Here is a 16,937-nt window from a genome sequence, read left to right as displayed (position 1 = left end):
TTGACTTTGTGCTGGGCCAGGCTGCTGCGGGTGTGGTGGCGCTTCGATCACCGATCCGTCCCATTTCATCTCGATCGCCCATACGGCACTGTCCGGCGGCCGTCCCGCGACGGCCAACATCGGTGCCGGGACCGAAACCACAAGATCAGCATATCCACAGCTATCGATTTCTGTGACAGAGCGCGATATCTGTCACTAATGCTGCCGCGCGACGTGGCAGTTGTGATCGGCGGGAGCACGCTATCTGTCACCGTTTTTGCACGGTAGTTGTCACCAGATGCCGAAGAACGGGTTGGCGCGGTGGTTGATACGTGGCCTGGCCCTCTATCGTCGATGCCGGATCAGGGTCGTCTCGGGAGGGGAAAGCTATGTTGGGTGACATCGATTGGTCGAGGCAGGGGCTGTGGGGCGTGCGGCTCGAGTGGGGGCTGGCCGGGGCGAGGGCCTTGGGTCCGGATAGTGCGTGCATAGTGGTTGTCGATGTCCTGTCGTTCACGACATCGGTGACCGTCGCTGTCGACGCTGGTACACAGGTCGTGCCTTATCGCTGGAGAGATGACACGGCCGCCGAATTCGCTGCGAAACACGGCGCGGAGTTGGCAGTGGGACGTCGAGCTGTGAGCGCGGAGCAGCCTTGGTCGCTGTCGCCGGCCGCACTACGGCGGGCACCGGTCGCGGCGCGTCTGGTGTTGTCGTCGCCCAACGGATCTGCCATCTCGGCAGCCGTCTCCGGTGTGCCAGTGGTCGCGGCATGCTTCCGGAATTCGACTGCGGTGGCTCGCTGGATCAGTCGACGGGGCTGGGGAACATCCGAGCGGCCGATCTCCGTGGTTGCTGCCGGAGAACACTGGCCCGGCCAGAATATTCTTCGGCCCGCGGTGGAGGACTGGCTTGGTTGTGGAGCGGTCGTCTCAGCGCTCGCAGACTGCGGAGCCGGTCCACTGTCGCCGGAAGCTTTCGCCGCCAAGGCATGTCATGACGGCGTCGACGACATCCCGTCGTTGATTTCCAACTGCGCTTCTGGTCGAGAGCTGACGAGCGGCGGGTTCGCGGAGGATGTCGTCATTGCCACGGAACTCGACGCGAGCGGTGTGGTGCCCACGCTTGTCGATGGAGCATTCATCGATACAGGCCGGTAGTTATTGCGCCGAGGAGGGTCTACCTCTCGGTCTTCGTCGGAATGGTGCGACTGTCCTGCGCGAGTGACCGTGGATAGGCTTGGATGTCGCGGTGAGGTTGAGTCTTGAACCGGTGTGGTCGCACACCTGCCGGTGGACCGAATTGGCTATTGCGGCATCGGTTTCTGATGAATCGTGGGAGCGGTTGCGGTGGGACACGCCGTGGTCGGTGTCGTGCCGGGTGGGCGGGCGTGAGGTCTCGGTGCCGGTTCGGGATCTGGGCTCGTTGCCGATGGCGGGCCGGGAGCCGGTCCGCGGATTCTCCTGGCGGCAAGGGCAGCGGCATCGGTCGGGGTTGCAATATCTGGTGGGCACGGGCCGGCATCATGGGTATGAGTCGCTAGCAGAGGCTCGGCTGCTGCTGATGCTGGACTTCGCCGGTGCGGTGACGGATGTGTTGTCGCAGCCGTTGCGGCTGCGATATGTCTCTAATGAGGGTCGGGCGGAGCATGTTCCGGATTTCCTGGTCGCCACGGTGTCTGGGTGGTGGTTGATCGACGTGCGCCCGGCGGCGCGGATTCGTTCACGGGACGAGGTGGCGTTTGCCGCGACCGCGCAGGTAGCGGCGCTGAACGGTTGGGGTTATGTCGTGGTCGGAGGATGGCAGCCGCATGCGGCGGTGACGGTTGACACTTTGTCGGCGCAGCGTCGCCTGTTGGACGACCAGCTAGGCATCGGCGAGGTTCTGATGTCGGATGCGGCGACGGGGCCGGTGTCGTTCGGCGAGCTGGCTGACTCGACATCGGCGCCAACGGTCGCTCGGGCGTTTCTGCTGCATCTGTTATGGCATCGCCGCCTGGGCATGGACCTGTCGCAGCCGCTGACCGACCGGACGCTGATCGTTGCGGCGGCGGCCGAGGGCCGGAAGGCCGGGTAGTGGATCGGCTGGACTTGTCGCCTGGAACGGTCCTCGTGCTCGACGGCGCCGATTGGGTGGTCGAGCGTCTGGAGCCGCAGTTCGGGCATGTGATGCTGGTCGCCGTCGTCGGCGGGCAAAGGATGCAGACCGGTGTCGGTGTGTTGATGCACCATCCCGGCTGCCGGGTTTCGAGCAGCGCGAGCGCGCTACTACCGGCGGCGCGGGGACGGCAGGAACCGTCGCTGGCGGATCTGACCGAGCACCAGCGGGAGCTGGTGGCGTTGCGGATCTCGCACTTGCTCGAGATCGAAGCAGGTTACCGCAGTGGGGATCCGCTGCGGCCAGGACCGGGTGAGCCGAAGCCCTGCTACGACCCTGCGGCGACGACGCTGACGCAGCGGCGGCGGGCAAAAGCGGCTGAGCTGGCCGCACTCGACCGGGAACAGGCACGGTTGCTGGGTCTGGACCGGGTGGGTTTGCGCACGTTGATCCGGTGGGAGACGCGTCGCCGTCAGGTCGGTGCGATCGGCTGCGCCGATGACCGGTGGCTGCGGCCGATGTCGGGGCATCGGATCGAGGAGCTGGTTCGTGAGGCGATCCACGCGGTCCACACCGAGTGCCTACACCGGTCCCGTGTGAGCATGCGCACCAAGGAACGGATGATCCACCAATACGTCCGCGAGCAGTTCGGACCCGAAGCGGCACAACAGATCCCGAGCTACGACACTCTGCGCCGGGCCTGGCGTGAATGGTTCGGATCCGGCGGCGGCCGGCAACGTTACGTCCGGTCAGCGGCGAAACCCATTTCGGGTGAGCACGTGGCGATCCACCGGCCCGGGCAGGTGGTGGTGCTGGATTCGACGGTCCTGCCGGTCAAGGTCCGCGAGACAGTGTTCGGTGAACCGGTGTCGGTTCACCTGACCTTGGCCTTGGACGTGTTCACCCGCTCGATGGTGGGGTTCCGGTTGACGCTGGTGTCCGACAGTGCGATCGATGTCGCGATGTTGTTGCGCGACATCACGATGCCGCTGCCGATGCGCCCGGACTGGGGTCAAGATATGGAGTGGCCTTACCCGGGCCTTCCGGCGAACGCGGTCGCCGAGTTCGCAGGCCACCGCGTCGCCGGGCTGCCGTTCTTCACCCCGGAGACGGTCACCACCGACCACGGATCGGTCTATCGCAACCATCACCTGGTCGAGGTTCAGCAAGTGCTGGGCTGCAACATCCTTCCGGCGCGGGTGCTGCGTCCGACGGACAAGCAGGCGGTCGAAAGAGCGTTTGGCGCGGCACGTTCGCTGCTGTTCGAGCAGTTGCCCGGCTACCCGCCGGGTCGATTCCAGCACCTCGGGGCCCTTGATGAGGATGCCGAGCTGGGCGCCGCGTCCGGTGCCGACCATCAGTGCGGTCGGGGTGGCCAGGCCGAGGGCGCACGGGCAGGCGATGATCAGCACGGCGACCGCCGCGGTGAACCCCGCGGCGATCGCGCCGCCGGTGCCGAGCCAGAAGCCGAGGGTGGCCACCGACAGCGTGATGACGATCGGGACGAAGATGCCGGAGATCTTGTCCGCCAGCCGCTGTGCCTGCGCCTTGCCGGTTTGGGCGTCCTCGACCAGCTTCGCCATCTGCGCGAGCTGGGTATCGGAGCCGATGCGGGTGGCACGCACCACGATTCGTCCGCCGACGTTGACGGTCGCGCCGACGACGGTGTCGTCCACGCCGACCTCGACCGGCACGGACTCGCCGGTCAGCATGGACGCGTCCACGGCCGAGTAACCCTCGACGATCACCCCGTCGGTGGCGATCTTCTCACCGGGACGCACCACGAACCGGTCCCCGACGGCCAGCTGCTCCGCCGGGATGCGCTGCTCACCACCGGCGCGCAGCACGGAGACCTCCTTGGCGCCGAGCTCGAGCAGCGCTCGTAGCGCGGCACCGGCGCGTCGCTTGGACCGGGCCTCGAAGAAGCGTCCGGCCAGGATGAAGGTGGTGACACCGGCTGCGGCCTCGAGGTAGATGCTGCCGGTGCCGTCCATCCGGGAGATGGTGAATTCGAACGGGTGGGTCATGCTGGGCGTGCCAGCGGTGCCCCAGAACAGGGCATACAGCGACCAGCCGAACGCGGCCAGCGTGCCGATCGAGACCAGGGTGTCCATGGTGGCGGTGGCGTGACGCAGGTTGGTCCAGGCTGCCTTGTGGAACGGCAGCGCACCCCAGACCACGACCGGTGCGGCCAGTGTGAGCGAGAGCCACTGCCAGTTGGTGAACTGCAGCGCCGGGATCATGGCCATGGCGATCACCGGCACGGTCAGCACCAGCGAGACCAGCAGCCGGGTGCGCAGCGAGGCGGTCGGATCTTCCTCGGCCGGTTCGGCGGCGGTCGCCTCGACCTTCGGTGCGGGCAGGGCCGCGGTGTAGCCGGCCTGTTCGACCGTGGCTATGAGGTCCGCGGGGGAGACATCGCCGGTGAAGTCGACGCGGGCCTTCTCGGTGGCGTAGTTCACCGTCGCGGTGACACCGTCGAGCTTGTTCAGCTTCTTCTCGATGCGGTTGGCGCAGGACGCGCAGGTCATGCCACCGATCACTAATTCGACCTGCCCGGTGGCGGGTGGTTGTGTCGCGGTGGTCATGGGTCGCTCCGTTCTGTGGTACCGGGAGGAAATGGGTGGTTGAGGCGAGGTTGGTCGAGGTCAGTGGCCGTGGCCGGGTTGCTCGCCGCTGTGCCCGGACTGCGGCGCCGCCGCGCCGGGGACAGCCTGCGCGGTGAACTCGGCGGTCCGGACGACGCCCTCGTGCTGGAAGTCGAGGAACAGCTGGTAATCACCCGGGGTCGGCGCTGTCACGGAGAAGGTGATGCCGGGACCGGCCGGGGTGACCCCGTCGCCGGGCTCACCTTCGGGATGCACGTGTAGATAGGCCAGGTCGGATGCGCGCAGGGCGACCAGATGACCGTACGCACCGAGGTAGGGCTGCAAATCGGTGACCGGTCGACCGCTGCGGCTGACCGACAGGGTGATCTTCGAGGACTGGCCCGGGGTGATTCTCCCGTCCAGCGTGACGGTGTACTCACCGACGGTGGCGGTGGTTGCCGACGCCGGCAGCGGCTGCGCGTCGTACTGGCCCGCGACCCGCAGGTCGGCGCCGAGCGTCAGCGCTTCGCCTCCCTCGGGGGTGAAGTCAGCGTAGACGCGATAGTCGCCGGCTCGGGACAAGTTCAGCGAAGCTCTCCAGGTTCCCGTTTCGTCCAGCACCGGGTGCACGTGCTGGAAGGCGGCCATATCGCGGCGGACCACGATCAGGTGCAGGTCCTTGTCGTGTGAGCGCACGTATCGAGTGACGGGCGCGCCGTCGGCGTCGAGGATGCGGAACCGGAGTTGGGCGTCGGCCGCGGTGGTGGTGGCGTTGTCCAGACTCAGCGTGTAACCGGCCACGGTGGCGAGCAGGCCGCCCGCCGGGTCCGTGGCGGAGCCGCCAGCGGTGGCGGATCCGGCCGCGTGGGAGTCGTGCGCGGCCGGTTCGGAGGGTTCCGGACCGACCGCGGCGCCGACGCCGAGAGCGATCCCGAAGACCGCCGCGAGGCCGAGGGCGAATCCGGCGAACTTGGTGGTTGTGTTCATCGGGAGGCTCCCTTTTCCGAATGGTGGGTGGTTGGCGTGGCTCTGTCGGGATGGATTCAGTCGGCCAGCTCGTAGCCGGCTTCCTCGACAGCCGCCGCGATCGCGGCGCGCTCCACAGGAGCCGCGCTGCCGATGGTGACCAGCCCGCCGGCGAGGTCGACATCGACGGAGGTGACCCCGTCGATCTTGCCGACTTCCTCCCGGACCGAGGACACGCAATGGCCGCAGGTCATGCCGGTGACCGTCACGGTGGTGGTTGCGGCGCTCATCTGTATCTCCCTCCTCCGGATGTGGCGGCTCCGACCGCTGAACAAACTCCATAATACCCCCATGGGGTATGTGGTCTAGGGGTTGTGATGCTTCCCTCAGGGGCGTCACCGAAGCTGCTGCCGCCGGTCCACCGATCATGTCGCTGGTACGTTCGATCTGCGGTTTCCGAATCGATGCGCCGCCCACCTCATGGTGGCGCCAGGCAGTAGGTCGCCGGTTTGCAATTCCCATGCTCGGCACCGCGATCTCAGCGGCACCTCGGTGGGAGAATTAGTGAGCGTCGGCGGAGACCACCGCCGCGTCGCAGCGCCAGGCTCGCCAGGGGCCGTCCATGGACCCGTACCGACGACCCGGCATAGGGCTACCGCAGACCACGACAGGAACTAGTGGCGCCGTTGCTGTATCTCGAGGAGACATATCGTTCGCGCGCGCCTGGTGAACTCCGCGATGACGCGCTCACCACAGAACGTGCCGCCCGCAGCGTGCGCGTTCGGGGCAGCGGCCGAGACGATCGACGAGAGGCACGGACGGGGCTCGTTGCACTCACGCCGAACGGGCCGTAGATGGGCCGACCCCCGTGGTGGGCACCCGGAATTCGGGTGCCCACCAGGTGCATGGGTTCGATGGGGTTGTTCAGGCGGCGGCGGTTTCGACCAGCCGCTGTTGTGTTGTCGGCCAACGTGGGTGTTCGGCGTCGATGACGTAGGCGTGGGTGTGCCGGTAGAAACGGTCGTCCACGCGTACGGCGTCGATCAGTCGAGCCGGATCGATGGTGCCGACTTCGTGCAGATGGGTCATGACCTCCGGATCGTGATGCGGCCACATCCGCAGTGCCACAGCAATTCCCGCAACCGCGAGCACGGCGAGGACCACCCAGGTCGTGGTGAAACCGGCGACGGTGGTCAGCAATCCGGTGATCGGGTAGGTGAGCAGCCACGCCAGATGCGACAGCGAGAACTGGGCCGCGAACAGTGCGGGGCGGTCAGCCGGCCGGGACGAGCGGCGCAGTACCTGCCCTGTGGGTGTCAGTATCGCCGCAGTGCCCATACCGACGGTAGCCCACACCGCGATCGCGGCGGCCCAGCGCCAACCACCGGCATCGGCGAAGGACAGGGCGATGGCCGATCCGAGTCCGGCGAGCAGGGTGGCCGCGCCGGTGAGCATGACCGGTCGGGCGCCGAGGCGATCGAGCACGCGGGGAAGGGACAGGGCGACGAGCATGGTGCCGAAACCATTGGCGGCCAGCAACATCGCGACGCCGGACTGGGTGCCACCGAGGGTGTCGCGGACGTAGTTGACCGTGTTGATCATCAACACCGATCCGGCGGCGGCGACAACGAGGTTCAATCCGAGCAGGCCGCGCAGTCGCGGTGTGGCCGCGAAGATGCGCATGCCCACCGCGATCCGTTCGCGGAAGGAGCCCTCGGTCGCGGCGGTCACGTTCGGTATGCGGGTGGTGATCACCAGCGCCGCCGAGATAGCGAATCCGATCGCGGTACCGACGAACAGCCAGTGGAAGCTCATCACGGTCAGCGCGGCCGCGGCGAGCATGGGGCTCAGAAGGGTCTCCATGGTGGCGGCCAACTGGGTCGCTGACAGGGCCCGGGTGTATTCGCGCTCATCGGGCAGGATGTCGGGGATGACGGCCTGGTAGGTCGGAGTGTAGGCGGCCGAAGCGGTTTGGAGTACGGCGATCAGCACGTAGATCTGCCAGATCTGGTCGATGAACGGCAATGCGAGCACGACGGCGGCGCGAATCAGATGCAGTGACACCAGGAACAATCGGCGGGGAAAGCGGTCGGCGTAGGCGCCCACAATCGGCGCGACCGTGACGTAGACGAGCATTTTGATGGTCAGGGCGGTGCCGAGGACGGCGGCAGCGGCGGCCCCGGCGAGTTCGTAGGCGAGCAATCCCAGTGCGACGGTGGTCAATCCGGTGCCGAACAGACCGGTCACCTGGGCGGTGAATAGGCGCAGGTAGTCATAGTTGCGGAACGGTGAGCTGGTCATGAGCGCGGAACGCATCGCAAATACTTCCTCGGACGAGTTGGGGTGGGTCACGGGTGCTTCGACAGCAGCACTCGCACATCTCGGGCTCCTTCGCCGGTAGTGGTGAGCGGGCGCACCATGCGCCCGCTCACCAGCGTGCGGTGATCAGTGGGTAACAGTGGGCAGAGTGAAGGCTGCGGTGCGCACGACCTCGCCGTGCTTGAAATCCAAGAACAGGCGGTACGTGCCGGGTCCGGGTACGGCGGTGTGGAAGGCGACATCCGGTCCGGGCGCGGTCACACCGTCGCCGGGTTCACCGTTCGGATGCACGTGGATATAGGCCAGATCGCCCGCCCGCAGGATCACCAGATGCCCGTAGGCGGCCAGGTACGGCTGCAGATTGGTGACCGGTGCGCCGGCCTCGCGCACGGTGAGAGTGAGCAGGCGGCCCTCACCGGGCACGAGATCACCGTCGAGGCTCACCTCGTATCCGTCCACGATCGCGGTGCGCGCGCCCTCCGGAGTGGGTTGCGGTCGGTACGGACCCGCCACGGCGAGATCCGCGCCGAGGGTGATGGTCTTTCCGAGCGCGCGCGGAGCGATATCGGTGAATACGCGGTATGCGCCCGCTTCCGGTAGGTTCAGCCGCACCGCCCAGGTGCCATCGGCGCCCAGTTCGGGGTGTACATGCCAGAACCCGGTCAGTTCGCGCCGCACCACGATGAGGTGCAGGTTGCGGTCGTGGATGGCGGTGTAATCGGTGACCGGTTTCCCGTCCGGTCCCAGGATCCGGAACCGGAAGTCGATCCCACCCGGCTCGGTGATGGGTTCCGCCAACTCCAAGGTGTACCCGTCCTGGGTGATCTGGAGCCCGCCCGGCGCTCCGCCGCCGTGCGCGGCGTGATCTCCGTGACCGGCGTGGGCGGACGCGGCCGCGCGCTCGGCGTGATGACCGTGACCGATATGAGCGGCGTGCTGGCCATGGTGATGAGAGTGAGTCTGAGTGGTCATTGTCGCGGCCTTTCCGATCCTGCTGTGGTGGACACCCGAAAACATAATACCCCCTGGGGGTATATGCAAGAGGTGGGTGTCCATGGCATGGCTCACTCACAGTTCGTCGAGGATCCGGCCTATGTCGCCGGGTTCTCATCGTGACGCGGGTCGAGTGCCACGGCGCCGGAACATCCTGCGCCGGCCACTCGATCCCGGCCCCGCGTTCGCGCCGCACTTCTCGATCCCGCCACAGGCCCGCCCCATCGAGACTGCCGCGGGCCACGGTCCGCGCGGACAGGCGCCGGCCCCGACCGCCTCTTCGCGGTTCGCTCCACATGGCTGGCCGCCGGGCGGGCACCCGACTCCGTCGACCCCGGCCGACGGGCGCCCGAGTCGAAGGAACTCGTCGCCACGGCCATAACCCGGCGAGACGGTCACACCACCCGAGGGTGAACCTTCGGCGGGCATCCACCCGCGTGTGTTGACATATACCCCTGGGGGGTAGAAGTACATTTGGTAGTGTTCGGCCCCGTGACGGGTGATCAACTCGGATCGGGTCCACGCTCGTTCGAAAGGGAATGACATGAGTACTTCGATCGTCACCGTCGCGGCAATGACCTGTGACGGTTGTGCTTCCAAGGTCCGGACGGCACTGGGCGCGGTTGCCGGTATACACCGGTGTCGACGCTGATCCGGCCACCGGACGGGTCACGATCGAAGCCACCGACGCGGCCGACTCCGATGCCGTCAAGAACGCCATCGAAGGTGTCGGATCCCGAGTCCTCGCCTGAGCAACGCGCCAGGATGAGGGCGATCCCTCGGGATCTGCAGCGATTCGCGCGCCTGCCTGCCCGGCCATGGCTGCGCGGATAACCCGCCGGGGTGGCGCGTGATTGCTTCCCACGCCCGGCGTCATCGGTAGCGCTCCTCACAGGACGGCGCGGATCATGGAAGTGGATAGTAGGTTGTTTCGCAAACGGCGCGCTCGTGCGTCGCCGATATTGCAGCGCAGCGCGAGGGATGAGTGGCTCGAAGGAGGTGGTGCAGGTGAGTGAACTGTCCGAACATGCCGATTCGCAGAGGCAGCGTGTGGATCGGGTTCCACGCCGCCGCATCGGCGCACCTCCTTCGCCCCACCGGGCCCACCGGCGGCGACCGCACCGGTTGCCCGACTCCCAGCGGTGCACGGTGAACATTTTCGGACGTCTGCGGGGTGTGTTGCTGGCACTGCTGCTAGCGATGCTGCTCATCGCTCCGATGGTCGATTGCGCATTGCACGGAGATGATGAGCACACTCACCTGGGTGGAGGTGCGGTCGCTGCAGTGGCGGTTGGCTCCGAGGCTCATCATCTGCACGCCCTGGATGCCTATCTGAGCGACCACTGTGACCAGCACATGATCCATTGCATCGAGAAAGCGGTGCTCCCCTCTGGTGGAGCAGCCGTTGCGCCGTTGCCGTGGCCGGCGCTGATCGCAGCAGTTGCGCTGGTCGCGCTCGCCCTGGTCTTCACCGGATCCCGTGGCACTCGCGGGCCCCCCGGCGTGTTACCCGTATTGAACGGGCAGGGCATTCTCACGAAATTCTGTATCGCCCGACGCTGATCGGTCAGCGCCAGGCCGGCGCCGTTGCGCCGTCGGCCGGTGTTCGCTGCCTGCTCACCGTCTTCACCGCCCATGGTGGCGGTTCGGATACAGAAAGCATCAAACATGAACAACGTCGCGTTCCGAGTGCCCGCCGGGGACACTGTCAAGACGTTCGCGCCTCCGGCCCCGGCGCGGGGGTCGAGTGGTCTGGTCGGCAATACCCCGGTGGTGTGGGTGGGTGCGCCGTTGGCGCCGCCCGGTCGTGGGTTCTGGGCGAAATTGGAGGGCTTCAATCCCGGCGGGATGAAGGATCGTCCCGCCTTGCACATGGTGTGCCGCGCCAAGCAGCGTGGTGATCTGGCACCGGGTGCCCGCATCATCGAGTCCACCAGCGGCACACTCGGACTCGGCTTGGCGCTGGCGGGGATGGTGTATCACCATCCGGTGACCGTGGTGACTGATCCTGGACTGGAACCGATCGTCGCGCGACTACTGGCCGCCTACGGTACGCGGGTCGATCTGGTGACCGAGCCGCACCCCAGCGGCGGCTGGCAGCAGGCCCGCCGGGATCGCGTCAGCGAACTGCTGGAGAACGACCCCGGTGCCTGGTGCCCTGATCAGTACAACAACCCCGACAACGTCGAGGGCTACGAGTCGCTGGGACTGGAGTTGATGCAGCAACTGGGCAGGATGGACGTGCTGGTGTGCGCGGTGGGAACCGGCGGACACTCAGCCGGGGTCGCGCGCGTGCTGCGACGGTTCAACCCCGCTCTGCGACTCATCGGAGTCGACACCATATCCTCGACCATCTTCGGCCAGCCGGCCGGGCCGCGGGTGATGCGCGGGCTGGGCTCGAGCATCTTCCCCCGGAACGTCGACTACCCCGCGTTCGACGAAGTCCATTGGGTCGCGCCGTCGGAAGCGGTGTGGGCCTGCCGCGCCTTGGCCGGCACCCACTACGCGACCGGTGGATGGAGTGTGGGGGCCGTGGCGCTGGTCGCCGGGTGGGCCGCGCGCACACTGTCGGAAGGCACGCGCATCGCCGCGGTGTTCCCGGATGGACCGCAACGCTATTTCGACACCATCTACAACGACACCTACTGCGCCGAGCACGGACTGCTCGACACCGACCCGCCGATCGAACCGGCCCTCATCGCCCATCCCGCCGAGACGGTGGTGCGCTCGTGGACCCGCTGCACCACTATCGTTGACCCGCATGCGGTGAACCGGGCAGGAGAGAAGGCCTCGTGACCGTACTGAGGAGCTTCCGCAGCTTCGACCTCCCGGCGCGGCTGCTGATGATCAACCAGTTCGGCATCAACCTCGGCTTCTACATGCTGATGCCGTACCTGGCCGGCTACCTCGCCGGGCCCCTGGGGCTGGCGGCGTGGGCGGTCGGATTGGTGCTCGGGGTGCGCAACTTCTCCCAGCAGGGCATGTTCCTGATCGGCGGCACACTCGCCGACCGGCTCGGCTATAAACCGCTCATCGTCGTGGGCTGTCTGCTGCGTACCGGCGGTTTCGCCCTGCTGGTGTTCGCTACCTCACTGCCGGGGCTGCTGATCGCCTCCGCCGCGACAGGGTTCGCGGGCGCCCTGTTCAACCCGGCCGTGCGCGCCTATCTGGCCGCCGACACCGGTGAACGCCGCGTGGAAGCGTTCGCGGTGTTCAACGTCTTCTACCAGGCCGGCATTTTGGCCGGGCCTCTGGTGGGCCTGGCGTTGATGGTCCTCGACTTCCGAGTGACCGCTGCGGTCGCTGCGGTCGTTTTCGCGATCCTGACCGTGGCGCAATTGTTCGCCCTGCCGGTACGCCGCGCCGAGCAGTCGGCCGAGAAGACCTCGGTGCTGCAGGACTGGCGCACAGTCGCGGGCAATCGCCGATTCCTCTGGTTCGCTCTGGCGATGATCGGATCGTATGTGCTGTCGTTCCAGGTGTATCTGGCGTTGCCGCTGCAGGCCGAATATCTGGCAGGCGCCCACGCTCAGGTGCTGGTATCGGCGTTGTTCGTGATCTCGGGGGGCGTGGCCGTGGCCGGACAACTGCGCATCACCGGATGGTTCGAACAACGCTGGGGAACTGGGCGCAGCCTTGCGGTCGGGATGGCGATACTCGCCGCGGCGTTCCTGCCTCTTCTCGCGGTGCCCGGGGCCGACCGGTTCGGCACCGTGGCCGGTGTCGTCGCGCTACTCGTCTCGACGGCGCTGCTGGCGGTGGGCACAGCGGCGGTGTTCCCATTCGAGATGGACACCGTCGTCTCGCTGGCGGGCGGGAAGCTCGTCGCCACGCACTACGGGTTCTACAACACCATCGTCGGCGTGGGGATCCTGGTCGGCAACCTCGCCACCGGCACCGTCGTCGGAGCCGCACGCGCCGCCGGCGCGGACTGGGCGGTATGGGCCGGGCTCGGCCTCATCGGAGCCCTCGCCGCCTTCGCATTGCTCCGACTCGACCGATCCGAATCCGCGCAACCGATCACGGGCGACCAGATCGACACGCAGCCCACCCCACCGCCCCGACACCCGCAACCGGTAGGACCGGTCGAAACCAATCGTGGCCAGCGATGAGAACCGGTGTCGTCGTGTGGCGGCTCGGCAACAGCCCGGTCGCACGCGCAGCGCCGGGACCGGAGGCCGTATGGGCCGATCGGTGGCCCGCGGCGGGCGGGCTCACCCCGGACATCCGCGTCGCCAATGCCGCCGAAGAAAGGCGAGCGGGCGCAGCTACCCCTGCCTCGAAATCGGACCTGTCCGCGCTCTGCACCTGCACGGATACCCGTTCGCCCACCGCGACCCCGGGTAGCGCAACGACACCGCCACGATCGGTCCGCTGCGCACCGCGGAGACCGAATACGACGCCGACAATCCGGCCAAGTGAGTACTGCACCGTCACGACGCCGACCACCAGGCCACCGCAATGGTGACGACCTGGTCCACCGGGTAAAGGTCCAACGCACCTGCCCGATCGTGGCCCGACGCGCCCGTGCTCTTCCTCAGCACCCGGCAGTCGCAGTGATCCCATACCACCTGGCACCCCTCGGCGTGCCGGGTGGTGCTCGACGCGATCGCCCCTGCATTGTGTTCCAGACCGGGGTGGCGGGTAGTAGCAGCTCACCGGCAGGCTCGAACCGACTATGTCGGGCTGTGTTGAGGCAAGTCGCCGGCGGCGTCCTCGGCCGGTCGGCGTGTGGTGCGGCAGCGCGTCGACGATTGTCGATGCTCCCCGGTGGTACGGCACGGACACCGATCAGAACAGGCCCGGGGCGTTCGCGGCGGTGCCCGCACCGTTTAGATGGTGGAGGGGTTCCGACACTATGTCATCCGAGGTCGGCCGAGAGGAACGGACGGAGTCGTTGCATAGTCGCGTCGGGTAGATCGTCGTGTAGCGAATGCCCGCCGCCGGGCAGGAGGTGCGCTTGGACGTGCGGGAGCCGGGCGGTGAATCGTTGCATCAGCCGGACCGGGAAGTAGCGGTCCTCGCTACCCCACAGCAGCAGCACCGGGGCATCGACCGAGGACAGGTCGCGCTCGGTGTCGCTCCACCGCACGGATCGCTCCACCCGCAATAGATCCGCCAGCCGTTCGGCCCGGCCCGGCGCTTGCCGCATCATGCGCACGTAGTCCTGAATCAGGTTGTCCGGGATGCGATCTCGATTGGCGAACGACTTGCGTATCATGTGCCGCACCGATGCGGTGGAGATCAGGTGGACGCCGATCTCGCCGAGCACCGGCAATCGCAGCAACCGGAATTCCCACCTATCCGCGACGTCCAGGCCGCCGGGCGCGATGAGCGCCAATCGTGTGAGGCGTTCGGGGTGGAGCTGGGCGAAGCGTAGCGCGAAACCTCCGCCCCACGAGTGGCCAACGATTGCGGCGCGCCGAATACCGACGGCATCGAGAAAAGTGCGGATGGAGTCCGCGACCGCATCGGTTCCGAACCTTGTGGAACGGTCGTGAATCCGGGTCAGTCCCTGCCCGGGTGGATCGAGGGCGTACACCGTGTGACGACGTGCGAGCGCTGCAGTGAGATCGGTGAGGGTGAGTTTCCAGCCGCCGCTGCCCGGCAGGAGCAGTACGGGGGGCCCGGTTCCCGCCTGGGCGTAGTGGAAGTGGGCGACGGCGGTGTCGATTTCCGCTTCGCGGATCGATGGGGTGCGCCGGCTGTCGTCCCGCTGGGGCGAGGTCTGGTTGTCCGGTCGACCGCTGGTGCTGTCCATGCTGTTCCTCGGCTCGGCGTTCCTGCCGTTACGGCTGCTTCGTGTAGGCGGCCAGCAGGGTCTTGGTGATGAGTTCGGCGGCATCGTCGTCGCTGAGACGGCCGACGGCGATCTCTCCGGCAGCACCGTGCACGACGCTGTGGTACACGGTGACCATCCAGGACAGCGGCAGGTCGTCACGGAATACGCCTTCGGTGCGGCCGCGTTCGATGAGCCGTTGGACGCGGCGCATGGGTCGGTCGTGGGCGGCGCGGATGCGTTCGGCGGGAAGGTGATTCTGCGCGGCGGCCAGCAGTGCGCGGAACCTGTCGATGATCTTCCAGGAGGCGGCGACGAGCCGGGCGAGCGCCTCGCGGGGGTCGCCGTCGATGTCGACGGTGTCGAGCGTCTCGTCGCTGTCGGCGACCGCACGGGTGAACACGGCGTCGATGAGCTCCGCGCGGGACGGGAAGTGGCCGTAGAGGGTGACGCGACCGACGCCGGCCTTCTTCGCGATCTCGGCGACGTTGGCGTCAGGGTTGATGACCAGACATTCTTGCGCGGCGTCGAGGATCGCGGTGATATTGCGCCGCGCATCGGCGCGCTTGGCCGCACTTGTCGCGGTCTTCGCAGGTGACACGGACCGATTCACCTCTTCTCGAACAAGCATGTACGGGTTTTGCCGCCACTATATGCCACACCAACGACGGACGATGAAGTGTCGCACATCACACATCCCCTTCTTCTTGTACACGCGTGTTCGAGTTATGGTCTCGTCATAACTCGAACATACAGGTTCAACTTAGGAGGGTGTCGTGCACGCGCAGTCGTCGACACATCACGACCACGAGGCCACCATCGTGCCCGATCCGCGTCGTTGGCGCGCTTTGGCGGTGCTCGCGGTCGCCCAGTTCATGCTGATCCTCGATATCACCGTGGTGACCGTCGCGCTGCCCGATATTGGGGGTGATCTCGATCTGAGCCGGGCCGCCGCGACGTGGGTCGTCACTGCGTACACGTTGCTGTTCGGTGGGCTGATGATCTTCGGTGGCCGTGCAGCCGACCTGTTCGGTGCCCGGCGGATGGTGATGGCCGGTCTGGTCGTGTTCACCGCGTCGTCGCTGCTGGCCGGGCTGGCGGTGACCGCGCCGATGCTGGTGGGCGGCCGGGTCGGGCAGGGCATCGGCGCGGCACTGCTGTCGCCGGCGGCGATGTCGATCGTGACCACGACCTTTCATGGCGCCGAACGCAACAAAGCCCTTGGGGTGTGGGGTGCGCTCGGCGGCACCGGCGCCGCGGTCGGTGTCCTGGTCGGTGGCCTGCTGACCGCAGGGCCGGGTTGGTCTTGGATCTTCTTCGTCAACGTGCCGGTCGGTGTCCTACTGCTGGGTCTGACCCCGCGCATGGTGCCGCAACCGCCGATGCGGCAAGCAGGTGGGATAGACGTCCTCGGAGCGGTTCTCGCGACGACGGCGACCGGCGCGGCGATCTATGGACTGATCAATGCCGGCGACGAGGGCTGGGGCGATTCGGCCACCTGGATTCCGCTGCTGGCCGCGTCGGTGCTCTATGCCGTGTTCATCGCCTATGAAAGCATCACCGCGCGGCCGCTGCTGGATCCGCGCCTGCTGGTGCGCCGCCCGGTCGCGGCCGGTGCGGTGCTCATGCTGGTGGCGACCGGGCTGCTGATCACCGGATTTTTCCTCGGCTCGTTCTATCTGCAACAGGCGCAAGGCAAGTCGGCGCTGGTGACCGGTTTGTTGTTCGTGCCGGTCGCGCTCGGCACGATCGTCGGTGCCCACAATGCCGGGCATGTCATCAGCCGGTTCGGCTATCGCCCTGTCGGCGTCGCCGGTCTGGTGGTTGCCGCGGCTGGGGCGGCGGTGCCCGCGCTGTGGAGCGGAATCCCCGGGTTGATCGTCGGTCTCACCATCGCCGCGGCCGGTCAGGGAGCGGTCATCGTGACCGCCACCACGACGGCGCTGGCCAACATCGACCACAGTCAGGCCGGTGTCACCTCCGGTCTGGTGAACACCTTCCACGAAGTCGGGTCGGCACTCGGTGTCGCGGTGATCTCCACCATCGCGGCGGTCAGCCTGCGCACCCTCGGCACCGAAACCAGTGGATTCACCCACGCTTTCACCTTCAGCGCCGTGACCGCGCTCGTCGTCGCGATCGCGGCGGCGGCACTCGTCCCCGCAGGGAGGCCACCCGCCGGACTGCGGGTCAGCGCCCACTGACCGAGTATCGGCTTT

Annotated in this window: 14 protein-coding genes; 7 read left to right on the top strand and 7 right to left on the bottom strand. The window is 67.2% G+C overall.

Annotated elements, in window-relative coordinates; all coding sequences use genetic code 11:
* Positions 1-368: 368 nt before the first annotated feature.
* Positions 369-1,139: a 2-phosphosulfolactate phosphatase gene (locus OH799_RS01275; protein ID WP_406274497.1), complete on the top strand. Its 771-nt coding sequence runs from the start codon at positions 369-371 to the stop codon at positions 1,137-1,139.
* Between the two features lie 91 nt (positions 1,140-1,230).
* Positions 1,231-2,055, top strand: coding sequence for a TnsA-like heteromeric transposase endonuclease subunit (locus OH799_RS01270; RefSeq protein ID WP_406274494.1), 825 nt, complete (start codon positions 1,231-1,233; stop codon positions 2,053-2,055).
* Between the two features lie 770 nt (positions 2,056-2,825).
* On the opposite strand, the gene OH799_RS01265 is transcribed toward OH799_RS01270, so the two are convergent.
* The 5 genes from OH799_RS01265 to OH799_RS01245 all read right to left on the bottom strand — a co-directional run bounded on the left by OH799_RS01265 (position 2,826) and on the right by OH799_RS01245 (position 8,921).
* Entirely contained in the window at positions 2,826-4,664 is a 1,839-nt protein-coding gene (locus OH799_RS01265) for a heavy metal translocating P-type ATPase (RefSeq protein ID WP_406274491.1), read from the bottom strand.
* A 60-nt stretch (positions 4,665-4,724) separates the two neighbouring features.
* On the bottom strand, positions 4,725-5,651 hold the full coding sequence (locus OH799_RS01260) for a hypothetical protein (protein ID WP_406274488.1): 927 nt from the start codon (positions 5,649-5,651) through the stop codon (positions 4,725-4,727).
* Between the two features lie 56 nt (positions 5,652-5,707).
* Complete coding sequence (locus OH799_RS01255) at positions 5,708-5,920, bottom strand: copper ion binding protein (protein ID WP_406274485.1); 213 nt, start codon at positions 5,918-5,920, stop codon at positions 5,708-5,710.
* Between the two features lie 634 nt (positions 5,921-6,554).
* A complete protein-coding gene (locus tag OH799_RS01250) occupies positions 6,555-7,946 on the bottom strand; it encodes an MFS transporter (RefSeq protein WP_406274482.1) in 1,392 nt (463 codons plus the stop codon).
* A gap of 129 nt (positions 7,947-8,075) precedes the next feature.
* Positions 8,076-8,921 carry a hypothetical protein gene (locus tag OH799_RS01245; protein WP_406274480.1) on the bottom strand — a complete coding sequence of 282 codons (846 nt, stop codon included), beginning with the start codon at positions 8,919-8,921 and terminating at the stop codon, positions 8,076-8,078.
* A gap of 565 nt (positions 8,922-9,486) precedes the next feature.
* On the opposite strand from OH799_RS01245, the gene OH799_RS01240 reads away from it, so the two are divergent.
* The 4 genes from OH799_RS01240 to OH799_RS01225 all read left to right on the top strand — a co-directional run bounded on the left by OH799_RS01240 (position 9,487) and on the right by OH799_RS01225 (position 13,054).
* A complete protein-coding gene (locus tag OH799_RS01240) occupies positions 9,487-9,594 on the top strand; it encodes a heavy metal-associated domain-containing protein (protein ID WP_406274477.1) in 108 nt (35 codons plus the stop codon).
* A 524-nt stretch (positions 9,595-10,118) separates the two neighbouring features.
* Positions 10,119-10,505, top strand: a complete 387-nt coding sequence (locus OH799_RS01235; protein ID WP_406274474.1) for a hypothetical protein — start codon at positions 10,119-10,121, stop codon at positions 10,503-10,505.
* 105 nt (positions 10,506-10,610) lie between these two features.
* A complete protein-coding gene (locus OH799_RS01230; RefSeq protein WP_406274471.1) occupies positions 10,611-11,738 on the top strand; it encodes a PLP-dependent cysteine synthase family protein in 1,128 nt (375 codons plus the stop codon).
* A complete protein-coding gene (locus OH799_RS01225; protein ID WP_406274468.1) occupies positions 11,735-13,054 on the top strand; it encodes an MFS transporter in 1,320 nt (439 codons plus the stop codon). Before OH799_RS01230 ends, OH799_RS01225 begins: the two co-directional genes overlap by 4 nt.
* A 749-nt stretch (positions 13,055-13,803) precedes the next feature.
* On the opposite strand, the gene OH799_RS01220 is transcribed toward OH799_RS01225, so the two are convergent.
* Complete coding sequence (locus OH799_RS01220) at positions 13,804-14,703, bottom strand: alpha/beta fold hydrolase (protein WP_406274465.1); 900 nt, start codon at positions 14,701-14,703, stop codon at positions 13,804-13,806.
* A gap of 28 nt (positions 14,704-14,731) precedes the next feature.
* Positions 14,732-15,322 (bottom strand): TetR/AcrR family transcriptional regulator, encoded by a 591-nt coding sequence (locus OH799_RS01215; protein WP_406274462.1) that lies wholly within the window; start codon positions 15,320-15,322, stop codon positions 14,732-14,734.
* Positions 15,323-15,497: 175 nt separating this feature from the next.
* Between OH799_RS01215 and OH799_RS01210 the strand changes: the two genes are divergently transcribed.
* On the top strand, positions 15,498-16,922 hold the full coding sequence (locus OH799_RS01210; RefSeq protein ID WP_406274459.1) for an MFS transporter: 1,425 nt from the start codon (positions 15,498-15,500) through the stop codon (positions 16,920-16,922).
* Positions 16,923-16,937 lie beyond the last annotated feature (15 nt).

The organism is Nocardia sp. NBC_00881 (assembly GCF_045207455.1).
Taxonomy (GTDB): Bacteria; Actinomycetota; Actinomycetes; order Mycobacteriales; family Mycobacteriaceae; genus Nocardia.
The sequence above is the reverse complement of the archived record's forward strand: the minus strand, read 5'-3'. Positions and strand labels throughout refer to the sequence as shown.

Coding starts and splice junctions, on each gene's coding strand:
- OH799_RS01230 (WP_406274471.1), top strand. CDS start 10,611: ATGAACAACGTCGCGTTCCGAGTGCCCGCCGGGGACACTGTCAAGACG.
- OH799_RS01260 (WP_406274488.1), bottom strand. CDS start 5,651: ATGAACACAACCACCAAGTTCGCCGGATTCGCCCTCGGCCTCGCGGCG.
- OH799_RS01255 (WP_406274485.1), bottom strand. CDS start 5,920: ATGAGCGCCGCAACCACCACCGTGACGGTCACCGGCATGACCTGCGGC.
- OH799_RS01245 (WP_406274480.1), bottom strand. CDS start 8,921: ATGACCACTCAGACTCACTCTCATCACCATGGCCAGCACGCCGCTCAT.
- OH799_RS01250 (WP_406274482.1), bottom strand. CDS start 7,946: ATGCGTTCCGCGCTCATGACCAGCTCACCGTTCCGCAACTATGACTAC.
- OH799_RS01220 (WP_406274465.1), bottom strand. CDS start 14,703: ATGGACAGCACCAGCGGTCGACCGGACAACCAGACCTCGCCCCAGCGG.
- OH799_RS01275 (WP_406274497.1), top strand. CDS start 369: ATGTTGGGTGACATCGATTGGTCGAGGCAGGGGCTGTGGGGCGTGCGG.
- OH799_RS01265 (WP_406274491.1), bottom strand. CDS start 4,664: ATGACCACCGCGACACAACCACCCGCCACCGGGCAGGTCGAATTAGTG.
- OH799_RS01240 (WP_406274477.1), top strand. CDS start 9,487: ATGAGTACTTCGATCGTCACCGTCGCGGCAATGACCTGTGACGGTTGT.